Origin of the sequence: Microbacterium sp. KR10-403, assembly GCF_040196215.1 — a bacterium.
Taxonomy (GTDB): domain Bacteria; phylum Actinomycetota; class Actinomycetes; order Actinomycetales; family Microbacteriaceae; genus Microbacterium.
On sequence record NZ_JBEGDC010000004.1, the window covers coordinates 49,594 to 67,147 of the forward strand.

16 protein-coding genes are annotated in these 17,554 nt (G+C 71.4%); 8 read left to right on the plus strand and 8 right to left on the minus strand.

Features of this window, described 5'->3' with window-relative positions; translation table 11 throughout:
- Nucleotides 1-179: 179 nt before the first annotated feature.
- Nucleotides 180-461 carry a response regulator transcription factor gene (locus tag ABMQ42_RS09580; protein WP_349722758.1) on the plus strand — a complete coding sequence of 94 codons (282 nt, stop codon included), beginning with the start codon at nt 180-182 and terminating at the stop codon, nt 459-461.
- Here the strand turns inward: ABMQ42_RS09580 and ABMQ42_RS09585 are convergent.
- Together ABMQ42_RS09585 and rhmD are read right to left on the minus strand one after the other, a co-directional pair.
- Nucleotides 454-1,509: a Gfo/Idh/MocA family protein gene (locus tag ABMQ42_RS09585; RefSeq protein WP_349722759.1), complete on the minus strand. Its 1,056-nt coding sequence runs from the start codon at nt 1,507-1,509 to the stop codon at nt 454-456. The genes ABMQ42_RS09580 and ABMQ42_RS09585 overlap by 8 nt on opposite strands.
- Nucleotides 1,506-2,708, minus strand: coding sequence for an L-rhamnonate dehydratase (gene rhmD, locus ABMQ42_RS09590; RefSeq protein ID WP_349722760.1), 1,203 nt, complete (start codon nt 2,706-2,708; stop codon nt 1,506-1,508). The genes ABMQ42_RS09585 and rhmD overlap by 4 nt, the downstream gene beginning before the upstream one ends.
- A gap of 225 nt (nt 2,709-2,933) precedes the next feature.
- Here rhmD and ABMQ42_RS09595 point away from each other — a divergent pair, with 225 nt between their 5' ends.
- Genes ABMQ42_RS09595 through ABMQ42_RS09615 form a run of 5 tightly spaced genes read left to right on the plus strand, consistent with a single transcriptional unit; the run spans nt 2,934 to nt 8,739 of the window.
- Nucleotides 2,934-3,308: an L-rhamnose mutarotase gene (locus ABMQ42_RS09595; protein WP_349722761.1), complete on the plus strand. Its 375-nt coding sequence runs from the start codon at nt 2,934-2,936 to the stop codon at nt 3,306-3,308.
- The gene (rhaI, locus tag ABMQ42_RS09600; RefSeq protein ID WP_349722762.1) at nt 3,305-4,468 is read left to right on the plus strand and encodes an L-rhamnose isomerase; all 1,164 of its coding nucleotides are present in this window, start codon (nt 3,305-3,307) and stop codon (nt 4,466-4,468) included. Before ABMQ42_RS09595 ends, rhaI begins: the two co-directional genes overlap by 4 nt.
- Entirely contained in the window at nt 4,465-5,289 is an 825-nt protein-coding gene (locus tag ABMQ42_RS09605) for an alpha/beta hydrolase fold domain-containing protein (protein WP_349722763.1), read from the plus strand. Before rhaI ends, ABMQ42_RS09605 begins: the two co-directional genes overlap by 4 nt.
- A 1-nt stretch (nt 5,290) precedes the next feature.
- Entirely contained in the window at nt 5,291-7,327 is a 2,037-nt protein-coding gene (locus tag ABMQ42_RS09610) for a bifunctional aldolase/short-chain dehydrogenase (protein WP_349722764.1), read from the plus strand.
- Nucleotides 7,324-8,739, plus strand: a complete 1,416-nt coding sequence (locus ABMQ42_RS09615; protein WP_349722765.1) for a rhamnulokinase — start codon at nt 7,324-7,326, stop codon at nt 8,737-8,739. Before ABMQ42_RS09610 ends, ABMQ42_RS09615 begins: the two co-directional genes overlap by 4 nt.
- A gap of 322 nt (nt 8,740-9,061) precedes the next feature.
- Here ABMQ42_RS09615 and ABMQ42_RS09620 read toward each other — a convergent pair whose 3' ends face one another.
- Genes ABMQ42_RS09620 through ABMQ42_RS09645 form a run of 6 tightly spaced genes read right to left on the minus strand, consistent with a single transcriptional unit; the run spans nt 9,062 to nt 15,059 of the window.
- Nucleotides 9,062-10,249: an enterochelin esterase domain-containing protein gene (locus tag ABMQ42_RS09620; RefSeq protein WP_349722766.1), complete on the minus strand. Its 1,188-nt coding sequence runs from the start codon at nt 10,247-10,249 to the stop codon at nt 9,062-9,064.
- A complete protein-coding gene (locus ABMQ42_RS09625) occupies nt 10,246-11,061 on the minus strand; it encodes an ABC transporter ATP-binding protein (protein ID WP_349722767.1) in 816 nt (271 codons plus the stop codon). Before ABMQ42_RS09625 ends, ABMQ42_RS09620 begins: the two co-directional genes overlap by 4 nt.
- A gap of 23 nt (nt 11,062-11,084) precedes the next feature.
- Nucleotides 11,085-12,161, minus strand: coding sequence for a FecCD family ABC transporter permease (locus ABMQ42_RS09630; RefSeq protein WP_349722768.1), 1,077 nt, complete (start codon nt 12,159-12,161; stop codon nt 11,085-11,087).
- Nucleotides 12,161-13,219, minus strand: a complete 1,059-nt coding sequence (locus ABMQ42_RS09635; RefSeq protein ID WP_349722769.1) for a FecCD family ABC transporter permease — start codon at nt 13,217-13,219, stop codon at nt 12,161-12,163. Before ABMQ42_RS09635 ends, ABMQ42_RS09630 begins: the two co-directional genes overlap by 1 nt.
- Nucleotides 13,216-14,205, minus strand: a complete 990-nt coding sequence (fepB, locus tag ABMQ42_RS09640) for a Fe2+-enterobactin ABC transporter substrate-binding protein (RefSeq protein ID WP_349722770.1) — start codon at nt 14,203-14,205, stop codon at nt 13,216-13,218. The genes ABMQ42_RS09635 and fepB overlap by 4 nt, the downstream gene beginning before the upstream one ends.
- Before the next feature lie 44 nt (nt 14,206-14,249).
- Nucleotides 14,250-15,059, minus strand: a complete 810-nt coding sequence (locus tag ABMQ42_RS09645; protein WP_349722771.1) for a siderophore-interacting protein — start codon at nt 15,057-15,059, stop codon at nt 14,250-14,252.
- 78 nt (nt 15,060-15,137) lie between these two features.
- On the opposite strand from ABMQ42_RS09645, the gene ABMQ42_RS09650 reads away from it, so the two are divergent.
- Together ABMQ42_RS09650 and ABMQ42_RS09655 are read left to right on the plus strand one after the other, a co-directional pair.
- Nucleotides 15,138-15,854, plus strand: coding sequence for a helix-turn-helix transcriptional regulator (locus tag ABMQ42_RS09650; protein WP_349722772.1), 717 nt, complete (start codon nt 15,138-15,140; stop codon nt 15,852-15,854).
- 175 nt (nt 15,855-16,029) lie between these two features.
- Nucleotides 16,030-17,517 (plus strand): MATE family efflux transporter, encoded by a 1,488-nt coding sequence (locus ABMQ42_RS09655; RefSeq protein ID WP_349722773.1) that lies wholly within the window; start codon nt 16,030-16,032, stop codon nt 17,515-17,517.
- The last annotated feature ends 37 nt before the right edge of the window (nt 17,518-17,554 follow it).

Consider the following 17,554-nt stretch of genomic DNA (forward strand, 5'->3'; position numbering starts at 1 on the left):
TCCCGACAAACATGGCCGGTTCCGGACACAGGCCGCGAAGAATCCGCCCTGCACCACACGGAGCGATCGCTTGCTCGGCGCATGCACGCTCGGTATGCTGACATCCGATACAACAATGAAACGTTTTATTCTCGGCGTGCGACCCGAATTGCGCTGAAGACGGAGCGAGGGAGCTCATGATGTCTTGGCACGGATCGATCGGAACCTCAGCCCACACCGACGGCGCGCGACCGCTTCCCACCCGAGCGCGCGGCGCCGCCATGCGCCGTGAGGAGTTCTCCGACCTCGATCTCGTGATCCTCAGACTCGTGGCCGAGGGTCACGCCATCGACTCGATAGCGCGCGAGCTGAATGTCTCGGCTCGCACCGTCCGGCGGCACACGCACGCCATGCGCGACCGGTTCGGCGCGCGGGCGCCGATCCAGGTCGCCGTCTGGGCGGCCCGCCGAGGCATCATCTGACGATGGGCGGCAGCTGCGGCACGACAACGCGCCGCCCGGTACGGGCGGCCTCGAGCATCGCCTCGAGAAAGGCGACCGTCGCCGCCGCGGGCCTCACCGGCGACAGATTCGGGCCGATGCCGCGAATGAGCTCGATGAACGCCTGCGACGGTCTCTCCGACCGGTACGTGCTGCCCCCTGCGTCAGCAGTGAACGTCTCGATCTCACCAGCCTCCGACAGCACGCGCACGTCGCCGCTGAGCAGATTCTGCTCGATGGTGCGCTCAGTGCCGATGTAGCGCACGTGATGGCGCACCTCTCGTCCGTTGACGTCGGTGCCCGTGGATGCCGCGACTCCGATCCCTCCGCCTGTGAACCGGAACGCCGCGGCGTCGACGACGTCGACGTCGAGTCCGCGGTCGTCGGTGAACGCCGAGACCTCGGCGATCTGCCGCCCCGTGGCCCAGCACAGCATTCCCATCGCGTGCGTGAGCTGGGTGTGCGCCTGCCCGCCGCCGTTCGCGCGCGAATACGCACCCGGGTGCGGCGCGTCGGGACGTTCGTCATCGGCCTCGCTTGCGCGCGCGTACAAGTCGCCGGCGTTCGAGGTGAACTCGACCACGACCTGGACGAGATCACCGATGCCGCGCTGAACCGCCTGCCGCACGAATGGCGCCGTCGACGCGTACTGGTACGTGTAACCGATTGCAAGGTGCCGGCCGACACGCTCTGCCTTCTCGACCAGCGCGAAGGCATCAGCCGCCGTCAGAGTCATCGGCTTCTCGACCAACACATGCAGCCCGGCGTCCAGGCACGCGCTCGCGAGGGGGAAGTGCGTCACGTGAGGCGTCGCGATGATCACGGCATCGGCGGTGCCGGCTGAGATCAACTCGTCGATCGACGCGAACACCCGCGGTATGCCGTTTTTCTCGGCCACACGCCGAGCACGCGAGAGGTCGGGGTCGCAGACGGCCACCACATCCGCGTCCCCGCAGTCGCGCAGCGCGGGGAGATGGATGGCCGTGGCCCACCAGCCGGTCCCGACGAGCGCCACGCGGACCGCTGTCATCGGGCGGCGGCCTCGAGCGTCGGGACGAGCCCCACTTCGGGGTTCAGCGTCAGACCGAAGCCCGGATCGTCGCTCACCCGCACCCAGCCGTCGACGGGAAGCACCTCACCCGAGAACAGCGGCGCATGCTGCGGTGCGACGGCTTCGCCACTCGCGGACAGCACCGGGAACTCTGCGAGTTCGCCATCCGGCCGACTGACCACGAAGTGATAGCTGATCATGCCGGCAGAGTGCGGAACGACCTTGACCCCGAACACCTGTGCGACGGCCCAGATGCGCAGCATCTCCGTCAGGCCGCCACACCACGCGGGATCGGGTTGGACGACATCGACGCCCGCCTCGCACAACAGGCGGAATCCGTTCGCCGTGTATTCATGCTCTCCTGTCGCGAGCATCATCGTCGGCGGCATCCTCGCGCGCAACCGCCGCAGGTCGCTGTATTGGTCGGGCGGCAGCGGCTCCTCGATCCAGGTGAAGCCGAGGTCGGCGACGGCATGAGCGAGCCGTGCGGCGTAATCGACGTCGAGCGCCATCCAGCAGTCGTACATCAGCGGGAAGCCTTCGGGGGTCGACGCACTCGCCGCCTCGGCGATCTCGACGTTGCGTCGAAACCCCTCCTCTCCCTCGCTCGGCCCGTACACGAGCGGGAGCTTCGCCCCCGCGAAGCCGGCGGCTGCACCGACCGCCGGCTCGGGGCCCGTCGCGTACACGCGCACCGCGTCGCGGATGCGGCCACCGATGAGCTCATGCACGGGCAAGCCGGTGATCTGCCCATGCAGATCCCAGATCGCCAGGTCGACGGCGCTGATCGCGTGCAGCACGAGCCCCTTGCGGCCGTACAGCAGTGTGCTGCAGAACATCCGATCCCAGATCCGAGTATGCGCGAACGCGCTCTCCCCCACCACGTAGTCGGACAGATGCTGCTCGATGATCGCGGCGGCGGCCAGGCCGCCGGACGCGACCGCCGTGCCGATGTGCCCGGAGGCCGACTCGACCTGCACGACCACGCCGCGTCCGGCGCGCGGGCCGATCGCAATCGAGCGATTGTCGCGGAACTCCGCGTACTTCGTCATAGGGTTGGCGACCTTGCCCGACACCCAGTGCGTGTCGGGCTCGTCATCCTGCGGTGGAGCCGGCTCGCGCACATCGAAGAAAGTGCGCACGGCGACGATGCGGGTACGTGAGCGGAATTCGGCCATGGCGGCGACTTCTCTCTGTCCGCGGCGGTGCGAACGTCAGGTTGCGGCAGAATGGGCGCGGTCGCGGGTTTGATCGTTTCAGATATCACGCTAAAGTCGGCGCGCTCTCCCTGTCAAGGCATCGCTGGGCGCGGGACGGACGTTTGACACTGACTCCGCCGGGGGATAATCTGAGAGTATGAAACGATTCACAGCGCCAGTGAGTCACGCCCTGCGGAGCACGCGATGACGACCACAGAACGCGTCTGCTTCACCCTGCGGGTCCGCCCCGAGCGGATCGCCGAATACCGCGCCCGGCACGTGAGCGTGTGGCCCCGCATGCTGCGCGAGATCGAGGCGTCCGGCCGTCGGGAGTACACGATCTTCCTCAGCGACGACGGACTGCTGGTCGGCTTCTTCGAGACCGACGACGCCGCGGCATCCGACGCCTATCTGGCAGCCTCGCCCGTGGCCGCCGAGTGGGAGGCGGAGATGTCTCCGTTCTTCGAATCGTTGGACGGACGTGCCGACCAGGCCGCCACACGCCTGACCGAGATCTTCAACCTCGCCGACCAGCTTGCGTCGGCCGCACCATCATCGACGAAGGGCGACAACTCATGACCATTCCCGCTGCCACGCTCGCGCTGCTCGAGCAGCAGGCGATCGAACTGCCGAGCTGGGCCTTCGGCAATTCGGGCACCCGGTTCAAGGTGTTCACGACACCGGGCACGCCGCGTGACCCGTTCGAGAAGGTGGCGGATGCCGCGCAGGTCAACGCGCTCACGGGGCTCGCCCCCACCGTCGCCCTGCACATCCCGTGGGATCTCGTCGACGACTTCGGCGCGCTGCGCCGGCATGCCGAAGACCTCGGCGTGCAGCTGGGCACCATCAACTCCAACGCGTTCCAGGACGACGACTACAAGTTCGGATCGCTCACCTCGGCCGACGACGCGGTGCGCCGCAAGGCCATCGACCACCACCTCGCCTGCATTGACGTGATGGATGCCACGGGCAGCCGTGACCTGAAGATCTGGCTGGCCGACGGCACGAACTATCCGGGTCAGGACGACATGCGCGCCCGGCAGGACCGGCTGCACGCCTCACTTGAGGAGATCTACGCGCGCCTGGGCGACGACCAGCGCCTGGTGCTCGAGTACAAGTTCTTCGAGCCGGCGTTCTACCACACCGACGTGCCCGACTGGGGCACCTCATACGCGCAGGTGACCGCCCTCGGCGACAAGGCGATGGTCTGCCTCGACACCGGGCATCATGCCCCCGGCACCAACATCGAGTTCATCGTCATGCAGCTGCTGCGCCTGGGCAGGCTCGGCTCGTTCGACTTCAACTCGCGCTTCTACGCCGACGACGACCTGATCGTGGGCGCGGCCGACCCGTTCCAGCTGTTCCGCATCCTCGTCGAGGTGGTCCGCGGCGGCGGACTGAACAACCCCGACGTGGCGTTCATGCTCGACCAGTGCCACAACATCGAGAAGAAGATCCCGGGGCAGATCCGCTCGGTGCTGAACGTGCAGGAGATGACCGCCCGGGCGCTGCTGCTCGACCGCGACGCCCTGGCCACGGCTCAGAAGGCCAACGACGTGCTGGGCGCCAACGCGGTGTTCATGGACGCCTTCCAGACCGATGTGCGACCGGCACTGGCCGAATGGCGCGCCTCGCGCGGACTGCCGGCCGACCCGATGGCCGCGTATGCGGCATCCGGATACCAGGAGAGAATCGAAGCCGAGCGCGTCGGCGGCACCCAGGCGGGCTGGGGCGCGTGAACGTGCAGGTCTCCGACCGCACCCTCGAGGGGCCTCACGGTCCGCTGCCGGTGCGCATCTATGCGCCCGTCGAGGCCACCGGGCCAGGACTGGTGTGGCTGCACGGCGGTGCGTTCGCGGGCGGCGACCTCGACATGCCCGAAGCCGATTGGGTCTCGCGGCGACTGGCCGCCGAGGGGATCGTGGTCGTCTCCGTCGACTACGCGCTGGCATCGGACGGCGGCGCGCACCACCCGGTTCCCTCACAGGAGGCGGCCTTCGCGTTCGGGTGGGCCGCGGCATCCGACCTCGCATCCGGGCCGTGGGCACTCGGCGGCGCAAGCGCGGGCGGCAATCTGGCCGCCGCCGCCACGCTGCGCCTGCTGCACGGCCGCGGGCCCATTCCGGCCCTCGCGGTGCTGGCCTATCCCACGCTGCACGCCGTGCAGGAGGAACCGGATGCTGCGCTGAGCGCCGCGCTCGCCGCCGACCCGGCGGCCGACGTCTTCGGCCCCGACGCTCTGCGCGGCATGTACGAGAACTATCTCGGCGGTCCGGTGGCCGCGGCCGACGTCTACGCCGTGCCGGGCCTGGCGACCACCTCCGAGCTTGCGGGCTTCCCGCCCACGATCATGATCACCAGCGAGGTCGACGAACTGCGGGTGTCGGGCGAGCAGTTCGCACGGGCCCTGCGCGCCGCGGGCGTCGAGCTCGATGCCTCGACCGAACCAGGAACCCGCCACGGCCACCTCAACCGGCCCGACGAGCGTGCCGCCGAGATGTCGGCCGCACGCTTCGCGCGCCGCATCCTCTCCCTCTCCGCACCGTCTCTGGAGCATTGACATGACCAACCCGACCGTCGCCGACCTCATCGCGCGCAGCAACCGGCTGGGCGCCGACCCGGCCAACACGAACTACGCCGGGGGCAACACCTCGGCCAAGGGCACCGAGACCGATCCCGTCACGGGCGAGCCGGTCGAGCTGCTCTGGGTGAAGGGCTCGGGCGGAGACCTCGGCACCCTGAAGCCCGAGGGGCTCGCCGTGCTGCGAATGGACCGCCTGCGCGCGCTCGTCGACGTCTACCCCGGCCTCGATCGCGAGGACGAGATGGTCGCGGCCTTCGACTACTGCCTGCACGGCAAGGGCGGGGCGGCGCCGTCGATCGACACCGCGATGCACGGACTGGTGGATGCCGCGCACGTCGACCACCTGCATCCCGATTCCGGCATCGCCCTCGCGACGGCCGCCGACGGCGAAGAGCTCACCGGAAAGATCTTCGGCGAAAAGGTCGTCTGGGTGCCGTGGCGACGCCCCGGCTTCCAGCTGGGAATGGACATCGCCGCGATCAAGGCGGCCAACCCGGCCGCGATCGGGTGCATCCTCGGCGGGCACGGCATCACGGCCTGGGGCGACACGTCCGATGAGGCCGAGCGGAACTCGCTCTGGATCATCACCACGGCTCAGGCGTACATCGACGAGCACGGGGCCGACGCTCCCTTCGGCGCGGTGCGCCCGGGCTTCGAAGCGCTGCCCGAGACCGAGCGGCACGCGAAGGCGGCGGCGCTGGCCGCGACCATCCGCGGGCTCGCGTCGACCGACAAGCCGATGGTCGGGCACTACGCCGACTCCACCGCGGTGCTCGACTTCCTCGCCTCCGAGAAGGCCCCCGCACTGGCAGCGCTCGGCACCAGCTGCCCCGACCACTTCCTGCGGACCAAGGTCACGCCGATGCTGCTCGATCTGCCGGCCGACGCGTCGGTCGAGGCATCCCTCACCCGTCTGAAGGAACTCCACGAGCAGTACCGCGCCGACTACGCCGCGTACTACGAGCGTCACGCCGATGCCTCGTCGCCGGCGATGCGCGGCGCCGACCCGCTCATCGTGCTCGTGCCGGGCGTGGGCATGTTCTCGTACGGCGCGAACAAGCAGACCGCGCGCGTCGCGGGCGAGTTCTACGTGAACGCGATCAATGTGATGCGCGGCGCCGAGGCGCTGTCGAGCTACCGGCCGATCCCCGAGTCGGAGAAGTTCCGCATCGAGTACTGGGCGCTCGAAGAGGCCAAGCTGCAGCGGATGCCGAAGCCCAAGAGTCACCAGGGGCGCATCGCCTTCGTCACCGGGGCGGCCTCGGGCATCGGCAAGGCCACCGCCGCCCGGCTCGCCGCCGAGGGCGCCTGCGTGGTCGTCGCCGACCTCGACCTCGAGAAGGCACAGGCGACCGCGGCGGAGCTGGGATCGACCGACGTCGCGATCGGCGTGGCCGCGAACGTCGCCGACGCCGACGGCGTGCAGGCGGCGATCGACGCGACGCTGCTCGCGTTCGGCGGCATCGACCTGGTCGTGAACAACGCCGGGCTGTCGCTGTCGAAGCCGCTGCTGGAGACCACCGAGAAGGACTGGGATCTACAGCACGACGTGATGGCGAAGGGCTCGTTTCTCGTCTCGCGTGCGGCGGCGCGCCCGCTCATCGAGCAGGGCATGGGCGGCGACATCATCTACGTCTCGTCGAAGAACAGCGTGTTCGCCGGCCCGAACAACATCGCGTACTCCGCGACCAAGGCCGATCAGGCGCACCAGGTGCGGCTGCTGGCCGTCGAGCTCGGCGCGCATGGCGTGCGCGTGAACGGCATCAACCCCGACGGCGTCGTGCGCGGCTCGGGCATCTTCGCCGGCGGCTGGGGCGCGCAGCGCGCGGCGACCTACGGGATCAAGGAGGAGGACCTCGGCCAGTTCTACGCGAACCGGACGATCCTCGGGCGCGAGGTCGTGCCCGAGAACGTCGCCGACGCGGTGTGTGTGCTGACCGGGCCCGAGCTCTCGCGCACCACGGGCCTGCATGTGCCCGTCGACTCCGGCGTCGCCGCCGCGTTCCTGCGATGAGCGAGGGCGCGGTCGCCGCGATCGACCTCGGCGCGACCAGCGGCCGCGTCATCGTCGGCCGCGTCGGGCCCGACACGCTCGAGGCCCGGCAGGTCGCCCGCTTCGCGAACACCCCGGTACCGCTCGGCGACGGGCTGCACTGGGACGTGCTCGCGCTGTACAGCGCCGCGCTCGACGGGCTGCGCGAGGCCGTGGGCACCGCGCCCGACATCGCGAGCATCGGCGTGGACTCGTGGGCGGTCGACTACGCTCTGCTGCGCGACGGACGCCTGCTCGGCGCCCCGTTCCACTACCGCGACGAGCGCGGCGAGCGCGGAGTCTCTGCGGTGCACGAGCGGATGCCCCATGCCGAGTTGTTCGCCCGCAACGGGCTGCAGTTCCTGCCATTCACCACGATGTATCAGTTCGCCGCGGAAGACCCCGCGGTGCTCGAGGTCGCCGACACCGCGCTGTTGATCCCCGACCTCATCGGGTTCTGGCTGACCGGCCGCGCCGTCGCCGAGCGCACGAACGCCTCGACCACCGGCCTGCTGCACGGCGACGCCTGGGACGACGGCCTCATCGACGCGCTGGGCCTGCCGGGCGGCATCCTGCCCCCGCTCGTCTCTCCCGGAGAACGGATCGGGATGCTGCGCCCCGGCGTCGCCGCATCCCTCGGCGCGCGCCCCGATCTGCCGGTGACCGCGGTCGGCTCGCACGACACCGCGTCGGCGGTCGTCGCGGTGCCCATGGACGCCGAGCACGCCGCGTACATCTCGTGCGGAACCTGGGGCCTGGTCGGCGTCGAAGTGCCGCGCCCGGTGCTGAGCGAGGCGGCACTGGCCGCGAACTTCACGAACGAGGGCGGCGTCGACGGCCGCGTGCGGCTGCTGCACAACGTGATGGGGCTCTGGGTGCTCACCGAGACTGTGCGCGGATGGGACCGCACCGGCACCGCGATCGACCTGTCGACGCTCCTGGCCGAGGCCGCCGTCGTCGATCCCGCCACGGTGCCCGTCTTCGACATCGAGGACGCGCGATTCCTGCCCCCGGGCGACATGCCGGCGCGCATCGACGCCTGGTGCGCCGAGCATGCGCTGCGCCCGCCCCGCACGCGCCCCGAGTATGCACGCGCGATCGTCGAGTCGCTCGCGCAGGCGTTCACCGAGACGGTGGATGCCGCGGCCCGCGTCTCCGGCGTCGACGTGCGCACGATCCACATCGTCGGCGGCGGGGCGCTCAACGAGCTGCTCTGCCAGCGCGTGGCCGACCGGTCCGGGCTGGCCGTGCTCGCCGGCCCGGTCGAGGCGACGGCTCTCGGCAATCTGCTCGTGCAGGCGCGCGCGGCCGGCTTCGTCACCGGATCGCTCGAGGCGCTGCGCGACCTCGTCGCCCGCACGCACGCGCCGCGCCGATACATGCCGCGCGGCTGAACCGCGCCGCGGCGCCGGGCCCGGCCGGAGGACTCCGCAGCGCGGCACTCCGCCCACCCGCGTCACGGCGCCCCGCGCCGCCCGCAGTCCGGCCGGGGGAATCTGCGGCGTGAGCGCACGTTTGCGCGACGCTCCTGGGGATAAGGACGCGTCCTTATCCCCAGGAGGGCCCGAAAAGGAGGCGGCGAGACCCCCGGCACCACCGTCGATCTGGCGGCCGTGCACAGTTCCGCGGCCTTCTTCGCGCAACAGCGACAGATTCTCGGCCGGCCTGCGCGCCACCGCGTCGGGTCGCCCCACCGAGGAGGGACATGCCACCGTGTCAGAGCGCGTCGAACGCGTCAAGCGCGTCGAACAGGCCGATCCGCCACCAGGCGAAGTCGTGCCCGCCGGTGAACACCCGCAACGACGCGTCTCCCCCAGCCGCCTGCACGGCGTCCGTGAAGGCTGATGCGGCCGGCAGCATCCCGGGCTCCTCGGTCCCGGCCTGCACGACGAATCGGCCCGAGACCCGCGCCCTGGAAAGCCCCTCGATGAGGTCGCCGGTCTGACCAGCCGGCGGACGCTCGGTCTGCCCGGCGCGGAAGTGGAACGACCCCGACTGCACGATCGCGGTCTGCGCGATCTCCGGCCGCAGGCACACCGTCAGCGCGGCGGCGAGCCCCCCGAAGCTCTGGCCGGCGACGACGGTGCGGGCGGCATCCCACCCGCCGATCGCCTCGGCGACGGCGGGCACGAGCTCCTCCGCCAGATACGGCAGCAGCCGCTCCGGATGCGGCAGCAGCGCCGCCCGCTCGGCGAGCGAGCCGGAGGGCACGAGCACGGTCAGCGGTCCGCCGCGGTACGCAAGGGCGGAGGCGACGCCGAGTCGCTCCCACCATTCGCCGTCGAACAACACGAGCACGCGCGAGGGGTCACCGTGCACGACGGTTGCGGGATGCCGCGACGGCAACGGCACGGTCGTGATCGGCAGGTCTCCGGCACCGGGCGACTCCCAGCCGGGATGCCGCGGCGCCTCCGGCATGGTCAGCACCGATGACCGGGCGCCCAGCGGATTCAGCAGCGTCTCCGAGTTGCGCGGATCGGCCCGCCCCAGCCCGTGGATGCGCAGCCACCCCTCGCGCGTGCGTCCGGCGTCGCGGGGCAGCACCGGGTCGGCGGCGAAGCGGTAGCTCACACGCAGCTCGGCGGGCAGCAGATACGTCAGCGCGTGTCTGCCGGCGCCGACATGCTCCATGAGGGCGGGCGCGATGTCTTCGCGGTGCGCGTCGGTGACGCCGTTGAGATGGATCATCACCTCGTGCCCCGGTGGCGCCTCGGCGACGAAGGTGACCGGGCGCAGCATCCGCCCGTCCCACTCGATCGGGTCGCCGACCACCGGCCACCGCGCACTGATCTCGTCGGGATGGATGCCGCGGCGCAGCCGGTCGTGCGCGTCGCTGTCGACGCGGATCGGGCCGCCGTCCGCCGCACGCGGCACGGCCGGCGCGGGCACGGACGGCGTGCTCATGCCGTCTCCTCCGCGCGGGACGACACCGCCGCCCACCCGGCCAGCGGCACGACCAGCGGCGTTCCCGTCACGGGGTCGTCGATCACATGCGTGGCCAGGCCGAACACCCGCTCGATGAGTGCGGGGGTGACCAGCTCGGACGGGTCACCCGTGGCGATCACCTCACCGTCGCGCATCGCCACGAGGTGCGAGGCGTAGCGGCAGGCCTGGTTGACGTCGTGCAGCACGGCGACGATCGTGCGCCCCTGCCGGTGCAGGCGGCGGCACAGCTCGAGCACCTCGACCTGGTGCGCCATGTCGAGGAACGTCGTGGGCTCGTCGAGCAGGAGGATCCCCGTCTCCTGCGCGAGCGTCATCGCCAGCAGCACCCGCTGCCGCTGCCCGCCCGACAGCTCGTCGATGTGCCGGTCGGCGAGATCGGTCGTGCCGGTGACGCGCAGCGCCTCGTCGACGGCCTCGGCGTCGGCGCTCGTCCACTGACGCAGCAGCCGCTGGTGCGGAAAGCGCCCGCGCGCCACGAGGTCCGTGACGGCGATGCCATCGGGCGTCGCCACCTGCTGCGGCAGCAGCGCGAGCTGACGGGCGACCTCCTTGCTGCGCAGCGAGGAGAGCGGCGCACCGTCGAGGGCGACGGTCCCCGCCTGCGGCGCGAGCAGGCGCGACAGCGCCCGCAGCAGCGTCGACTTGCCGCAGGCGTTCGGGCCGACGATGACGGTGAACCCGCCGTCGGGGATCTCGATGCTCAGCTCGGGCACGACGATGCGCCCCTCGTACGCGAGCCGGATGCCCTGCGCGGTCAATCGCGCGTCCATGTCGTTCTCCTTCTCCATCCCGCTCACCGCCCGCGCCCGAGCAGCCACAGCAGGTACACGCCACCGAGCACGCCGGTGACCAGTCCCACCGGCGCCGACAGGTTCAGCGGCAGGTGCTGCGAGACGAGGTCCGCGGCCACCAGCAGCACCGCACCAATCGCCGCCGAGCCGACGAGCGACACCGACGTCGCCTTGCCGATGCGCGTGACCAGCTGCGGCGCCGCCAGCGCGACGAACGCGATCGGTCCCGCGGTCGCCGTCGCGAACGCGGCGAGCGCGACGGCCACAGCGAGCGCGATCAGGCGCACCGCGCCCACCGGCACACCGACCTGGCGCGCCTGGTCCTCGCCGAGTTCGAGCACCGCGAGTCCGTGCCGCACGCCCAGCAGCACGGGCAGGAGCACGACCACCGCGATCAGCGTCGGCAGCACCTCGCTCCAGCCGCGCGCGTTCAGCGTGCCGACCAGCCACATCTGCGCGGCGAGGGCCTCGTCGCGCTGGCTGTGCGTCATCAGCAGGTCGTTGACCGCACCGAGCAGCGCACCCGCGCCGATGCCGACGAGCACGATCCGGTATCCGCCGCCGCTGCCGCCGCCCAGCGACAGCGCTCCGACGAGCAGCGCCGTGAGCACGCCGCCGAGCACGGCGGCAGCCGACACGCCCCACGGCGGTGCCTCGAACACGAGGATCGCCACGATCGCCCCCGTCGCCGCACCGGTGACGAACCCGATGATGTCGGGCGAGCCGAGCGGGTTGCGGGTGATCGACTGGAAGACGGCGCCGCTCACGCCGAGGGCGGCGCCCACGGCGATGCCGGCGACCAGGCGGGGTGCGCGGATCAGCCCGAGCACACGCGCGATCGACGGCTCGGCGGTGCCGGTCGCTGCAGCCCACAGGTCGCCGAGACCGATCTGGAACGTGCCGGTCAGCAGCACGCCGAGCCCCAGCGGAATGAGCAGCAGGAGGAGGACGGATGCCACGATCGCGGGCCGTCGCCGCCAGCGCAGGGCAATGCGCTCGCCCGGCGTGCGCCATACGGTGACCCCCGCGGGGCGGGATGCCGCGGCATCCCGCGTTTCGGTCTGCACGGGTGCGCTCATCACAGCCTCATCAGTCGACGTCGGCGGGCGAGCAGGATGAACACGGGGGCGCCCACGAGGGCGGTGACGATCGAGGTCTCGAGCTCGTCCGGCGGCAGGGCGATGCGCCCGATGATGTCGGCGCCCAGCACGAGCACCGCGGCGGCCAGTGCCGACAGCGGCAGGATGCGCCGGTAGTCGGGCCCCACGAGCATGCGCACGCCCAGCGGCGCGACGAGCCCCACGAAGCCGATGGGCCCGGCGACCGCGGTCGCGGTGCCCGCCAGCAGCACGATGAGCACGGCGCCGGTGACGAGCACACGCTGCGGTGAGGCGCCCAGGGCCCGCGCGGCGTCATGGCCGAGGGCGACCGCGTTGAACGAGCGTCCGAGCAGCACCGCCACGAGCGCGGCGGGCACGATGAGCAGGAGGGCCGGCAGCACGAGTTCGTTGCCGCGGCCCTGCACCGACCCGACCGCCCAGTGGCGGAAGCTGTCGAAAACGGTCGGGAAGTTCAGCAGCAGCGCGTTGGTGTACGCCGCGAGGGTGACGGCCAGTGCCGCGCCGGCCAGGGTCAGCCGGACCGGGTCGGCTCCCCGTCCGGGAACGTGGCCGAAGACGCCGCCGAGGGCGGCGACGAGAAGGGATGCCGCGGCCGCGCCCGCGAACGAGAAGAGGAATGAGCCGGTCATGCCCCAGACGCCCCCGGTGACGGCGATGCCGGTGGCGGCGGCGGCCGCGGCGCCGGCGTTCACGCCGAGGATGCCCGGCTCGGCCAGCGGGTTGCGGGTGAGCGCCTGCATGATGGTGCCGGCCACGCCCAGGGCGATGCCGACGAGGATCGCGAGGATCGTGCGCGGCACGCGCAGCTCGGTGATCACGAGCTGGGCGGTGTCGGTGGGATCGGGGCGCGTGAGCGCCTGCCACACCACACCGGGGTCGATCTCACGCGAGCCGACGAACAGGCTCAGCACGACGCAGACGGCGAGCGCGGCGAGGCCGACGGCCACCGCGATCGCCGTTCCGCGTGCGGTGCCCCGCCGGCGCGTGGCCGGCGGGGCGGTGGTGAGGGTGGTCACGCGAAGTCGGACTCGACGATGTCGACGATCTGCGACGCGCTGTAGTAGTCGATGCGGAACGAGGTGTTGCCCAGCGGGTGCACGTTCCCGGCCTTCACGGCCGGGGTGTTGGCGAGAACCTTCGTGCCGGAGAGGTCCGCGGCCGTCGTGTCATCGCCGCTGACCACGAACACGGTCGAGCCGGTCAGCGCCGAGGTGACGTTCTCGATCGAGAGGAACGCGAAGTCTTCGCGCGGGGTCTCGTTCAGGTCGTACTCGTCGGGTGCACCCTCGACGTCGAAGCCGAGCGCGTCCAGCAGCTCGGCGTGCGCGCCGCCCGGCTTGGCGAAGGCCGTCTGGCCCTCGACGCCGTTCCACACGACGGCGTTCGCGGTGCCCTCGGGAACCGTGATCTTCGCGGCGACGTCGGCGACGTGCTGGTCGAAGTCGGCGACGACCTTCTTCGCATCGGCCTCGTGGCCGGTCGCCTCACCGAGGGTCTCGGCGAGCTCCTGCCACGACTCGTCGCCGTAGTTCAGCACGATGGTGGGCGCGATGGCCGAGAGCTTGTCGTACTGGTCGGCCGTGGCATCCGCCCCCGTCGAGGCGACCACGATGAGGTCGGGCGCCGCCGCGATGACGGCCTCTTCGTCGAACTCGAGGTTCGGGTAGAGCGAGGTGACCCCGCGGTCGTGGGCCACATCGGCCCACTGGCTGAAGAAGCCCTCGTCATCGGTGATGTCGCTGGGCGTCGTGGTCGCGGTGGCGGTCACCGGCGCGTCGATGGCCAGCAGCGTGCCGGTCAGCGTGATCGAGGTCGACACGATGTTCTTGGGCTGCGACGGGATCTCGGTGCTGCCGTTCACGTGCTCGATGGTGCGGGGCCAGTCCCCGCCCGCCGCCGATGCGTCGTCGGTGGCGGCGTTGCTCGACGCCGCGCAACCGCTCAGCGCGAGCGCGACGATGGCCGCTCCCGCCGCGAGGGCCGTCTTCAGGCGTGCATGCATGTGCTGTCTCTCTTCTCTCGGATGGTGGGGCGGGATGCCGCGGCTCAGTCGTCCGCTGCGTGGTGGTCGAGACCGGCGACGCCCTTCCGCCAGTACCCGTCGATGTCGTAGCGGGCCCGGTCGACGCCGCGCTCGCGCAGCGCCCGCCGCAGCGGTTTGAGGCTGTCGGCCTCACCCGCCGCCCACAGGAACACGTCGGCGTCGTCGGCGACGAGATCGGCAGCCGCGGCGAGCGCGGCAGGTCGTTCGGATGCCGGCAGCACCTGCCACTGCACGGTGGTGCGGGCCCGCGGCGGGAGCGGATACTCGTCCACTCCCGCAACGGTGGCCAGCACGGTGACCTCGGCGTCCCAGTCGGGCTCGTCGAGCCAGCGACCCACCGCGGGCAGCGCGGTCTCATCGGCCACGAGCACGTACCGCGCGTAGTCGGAGGGGTACAGGTGCGAGCCGCGGGGGCCGAGCACGCCGAGCGGGTCACCCACCCGCGCGGCACCGGCCCAGCGCCCCGCGGGCCCGTGGTCGTGCAGTACGAAGTCGAGCACGAGGCGGTCGGCGTCGACGCGACGCACGGTGTAGTCGCGGAAGATCGGCTCGGCACCGGGGGCGCGCCCCAGTCGGTCGTCGACGATCGGCGGCAGAGGGATGTCGCCGCTCACCGGGTCGGGCACGACGATCTTCACGTGATCGGGCGCGGCGAACGGCGGCGCGGGGAAGTCTGCCTCGAGATCCTCTCCCCCGAGCGTGACGCGCCGCATGCGCGGACCGATGTCGTCGAGCGCCGTCACGGTCAGCAGCCGCGAGCGCAGCGGATGCATCACCGTGGTCACGGACGCGTGGGCGGATGTCGCGGTCATGTGACCAGGTTAGGTTTGCCTATCCTCAGGTGATCGCTAGAATCAGACAACCGCTATCGCGCAACGGACACCTCTGCCATGACCAGCCCCGCACTCCTCGACGCCACCCTGGCAGACGTGCGTCTGGTCGACGCGATCGAGCACGTGCACGAGGCCGACGAGCTCACCTGGGTGGTCGCGGGCGCCTGCCGCATCGAGATCGGCGCGCAGCGCTGGCGCGTCGACACCGAGACGGCGCTGCTGATCCCCGCCGGCACCGTGCACCGGGTCGTGCCGCGGCCCGACTCGATCGTGTTCCCGCTGCAGCTGCCCCCCGGCACCGCGCAGACCCCCACGCCGATCGCCCGCACCCCCGCGCTCGAGACGTGTGCGCGCGTGCTGCTGCAGCCGGGCCTGGCGGCGGACGACGCGGTCGCGAGTGCGCGGGCCGCGGCATCCACTCTCCTGCGCAGCGCAGGCGACGCCTGCACGCCGCTGCCGCACGATCCCCGCGTGCGCCGGCTCGCGCAGGCCATCCTCGACGCGCCGGCGCACCCGGCCGACCTCGAGGAGCTCGCCCTGCGCATGCACATGAGCAGCCGCACGGTGCAGCGGCACTTCCGCCGCGACACCGGCATGTCGTTCGGCACCTGGCGCACCGATGTGCGGCTCGCCCACGGGCGCGAGCTGCTGGAGCGCGGCGAGAGCGTCGCGGCCGCCGCCCGCGCGGCCGGCTACCGCAGCACGAGCGCGTTCGTCGCGGCGTTCCGCCGCCGCCACGGCGTGACGCCGGGCGCGGTCGCCGTGCGCGACTGAGCGCCTCCCCGCGGCGCCCCGGCTCTGCCAGATCTGTGACCTCTGGCATCCCGTGCCGGTTTCTGCCAGACTTCTCCGAAACGATTCGATAGACTAGTGGTTCTTCGGCGACCGCGGCCTGCACGCGGTCGCCTTCACCTTTCCCGTTCCGCCTTCTCCTCCGCCGAGAGCTCTCATGGCCACCACTCTCACCACGGGCCGTCCGTGGCGCGTCATCCTGCTGTTCGCCGTCCCCCTGCTGATCGGCAACGTCGTGCAGCAGCTGTACCAGTTCGTCGACACGATCGTCGTCGGCCGCCACCTCGGGGTGGACGCGCTGGCCGCCGTCGGCGCGACCGGAAGTCTGCTCTTCCTGCTGCTGGGCTTCGCGTGGGGCATGACCAGCGGTTTCGCGATCCCGACGGCACAGGCGTTCGGGGCCCGGGACTATGCGGGCGTGCGCCGCTCCGTGGCATCCGGTGCCATCCTCACCGGCATCACGACCGTGATCCTCACCATCGTCGCGCCGTTGATCGCGCGGCCGGTGCTCATCATGCTGCAGACGCCCAGCGTGCTGCTCGACGACGCCACGGTGTTCACGCAGGTGAGCTTCCTGGGCGCGGGCGCGACGATGTTCTTCAACTTCTTCGCGGCGATCATCCGGGCCATCGGCGACTCGCGCACGCCGCTCGTGTTCCTGACCATCGCGTGCGGCCTGAACGTCGTGCTGGTGCTGGTGTTCGTCGGCGTGCTCGAGTTCGGTGTCGCGGGCGCCGCCCTGGCCACCGTCACCTCGCAGGCCGTCTCGGTGCTGCTGTGCCTGGAGTACGTGCGCCGCCGGGTGCCGGTGCTGCACGTGCGCCGCGAGGACTGGCGCGTGAGCCGGGCCGACCTGATGGAGCACCTGCGCCTCGGCCTGCCGATGGGCTTCCAGGCCTCGATCATCGCGATCGGCACCCTGACCGTGCAGGTCGCGCTGAACCGCCTGGGCGCCGACGCCGTCGCCGCCTACACGACCGCGTCGCGCGTCGACAGCCTCGCCGTCGCGTTCCTGCAGTCGCTGGGCCTGGCCGTGTCGATGTACGCCGCGCAGAACCTGGGCGGGCGCCGCCCCGACCGCATCCGCCGCGGTGTCGTGCAGGCCACCGGGATGGCGATCCTCGCCTCGCTCGCGCTCGGCGCGCTGCTGATCGCCTTCGGCACGCAGATGGTGCGCATCTTCATCGGCTCGGGATCCGACGAGGTCGTGCACCTCGCCCACATGATGCTGATCGTGAACGGCGTGAGCTATTGCGCACTGGGAGTGCTCTTCGTGCTGCGCGGCGCCCTGCAGGGCATCGGGCACACCTTCGTGCCGACGATGACCGGCGTCATCGAGCTCGTGATGCGCGTGGGCGCGGCCATCGTGCTCGGAGCCTTCATGGGCTACGTCGGCGTCGTGCTCAGCAACCCGCTCGCGTGGCTGGGGGCCGCGGCCGTGCTCATCCCGTCGTACATCCGCGAGCACCGCCGCCTCGCGAAGATGCCCATCGCTCCGGACCTCGCGACCGAGACGACGCCGATCGCGGTCATCGGCCCGACCGACGGCTCGATGGTCGTCGATGCGGTCATCACGCAGCCGGTGCCGATCGTCGCCGTGCGCCGGCGCCGGCGCCGCACGTCCGACGCCGGCTCACGACGCTGAGCGCCGCCCGTGGGCAGCCCGGCAATTGAGGTGTGCC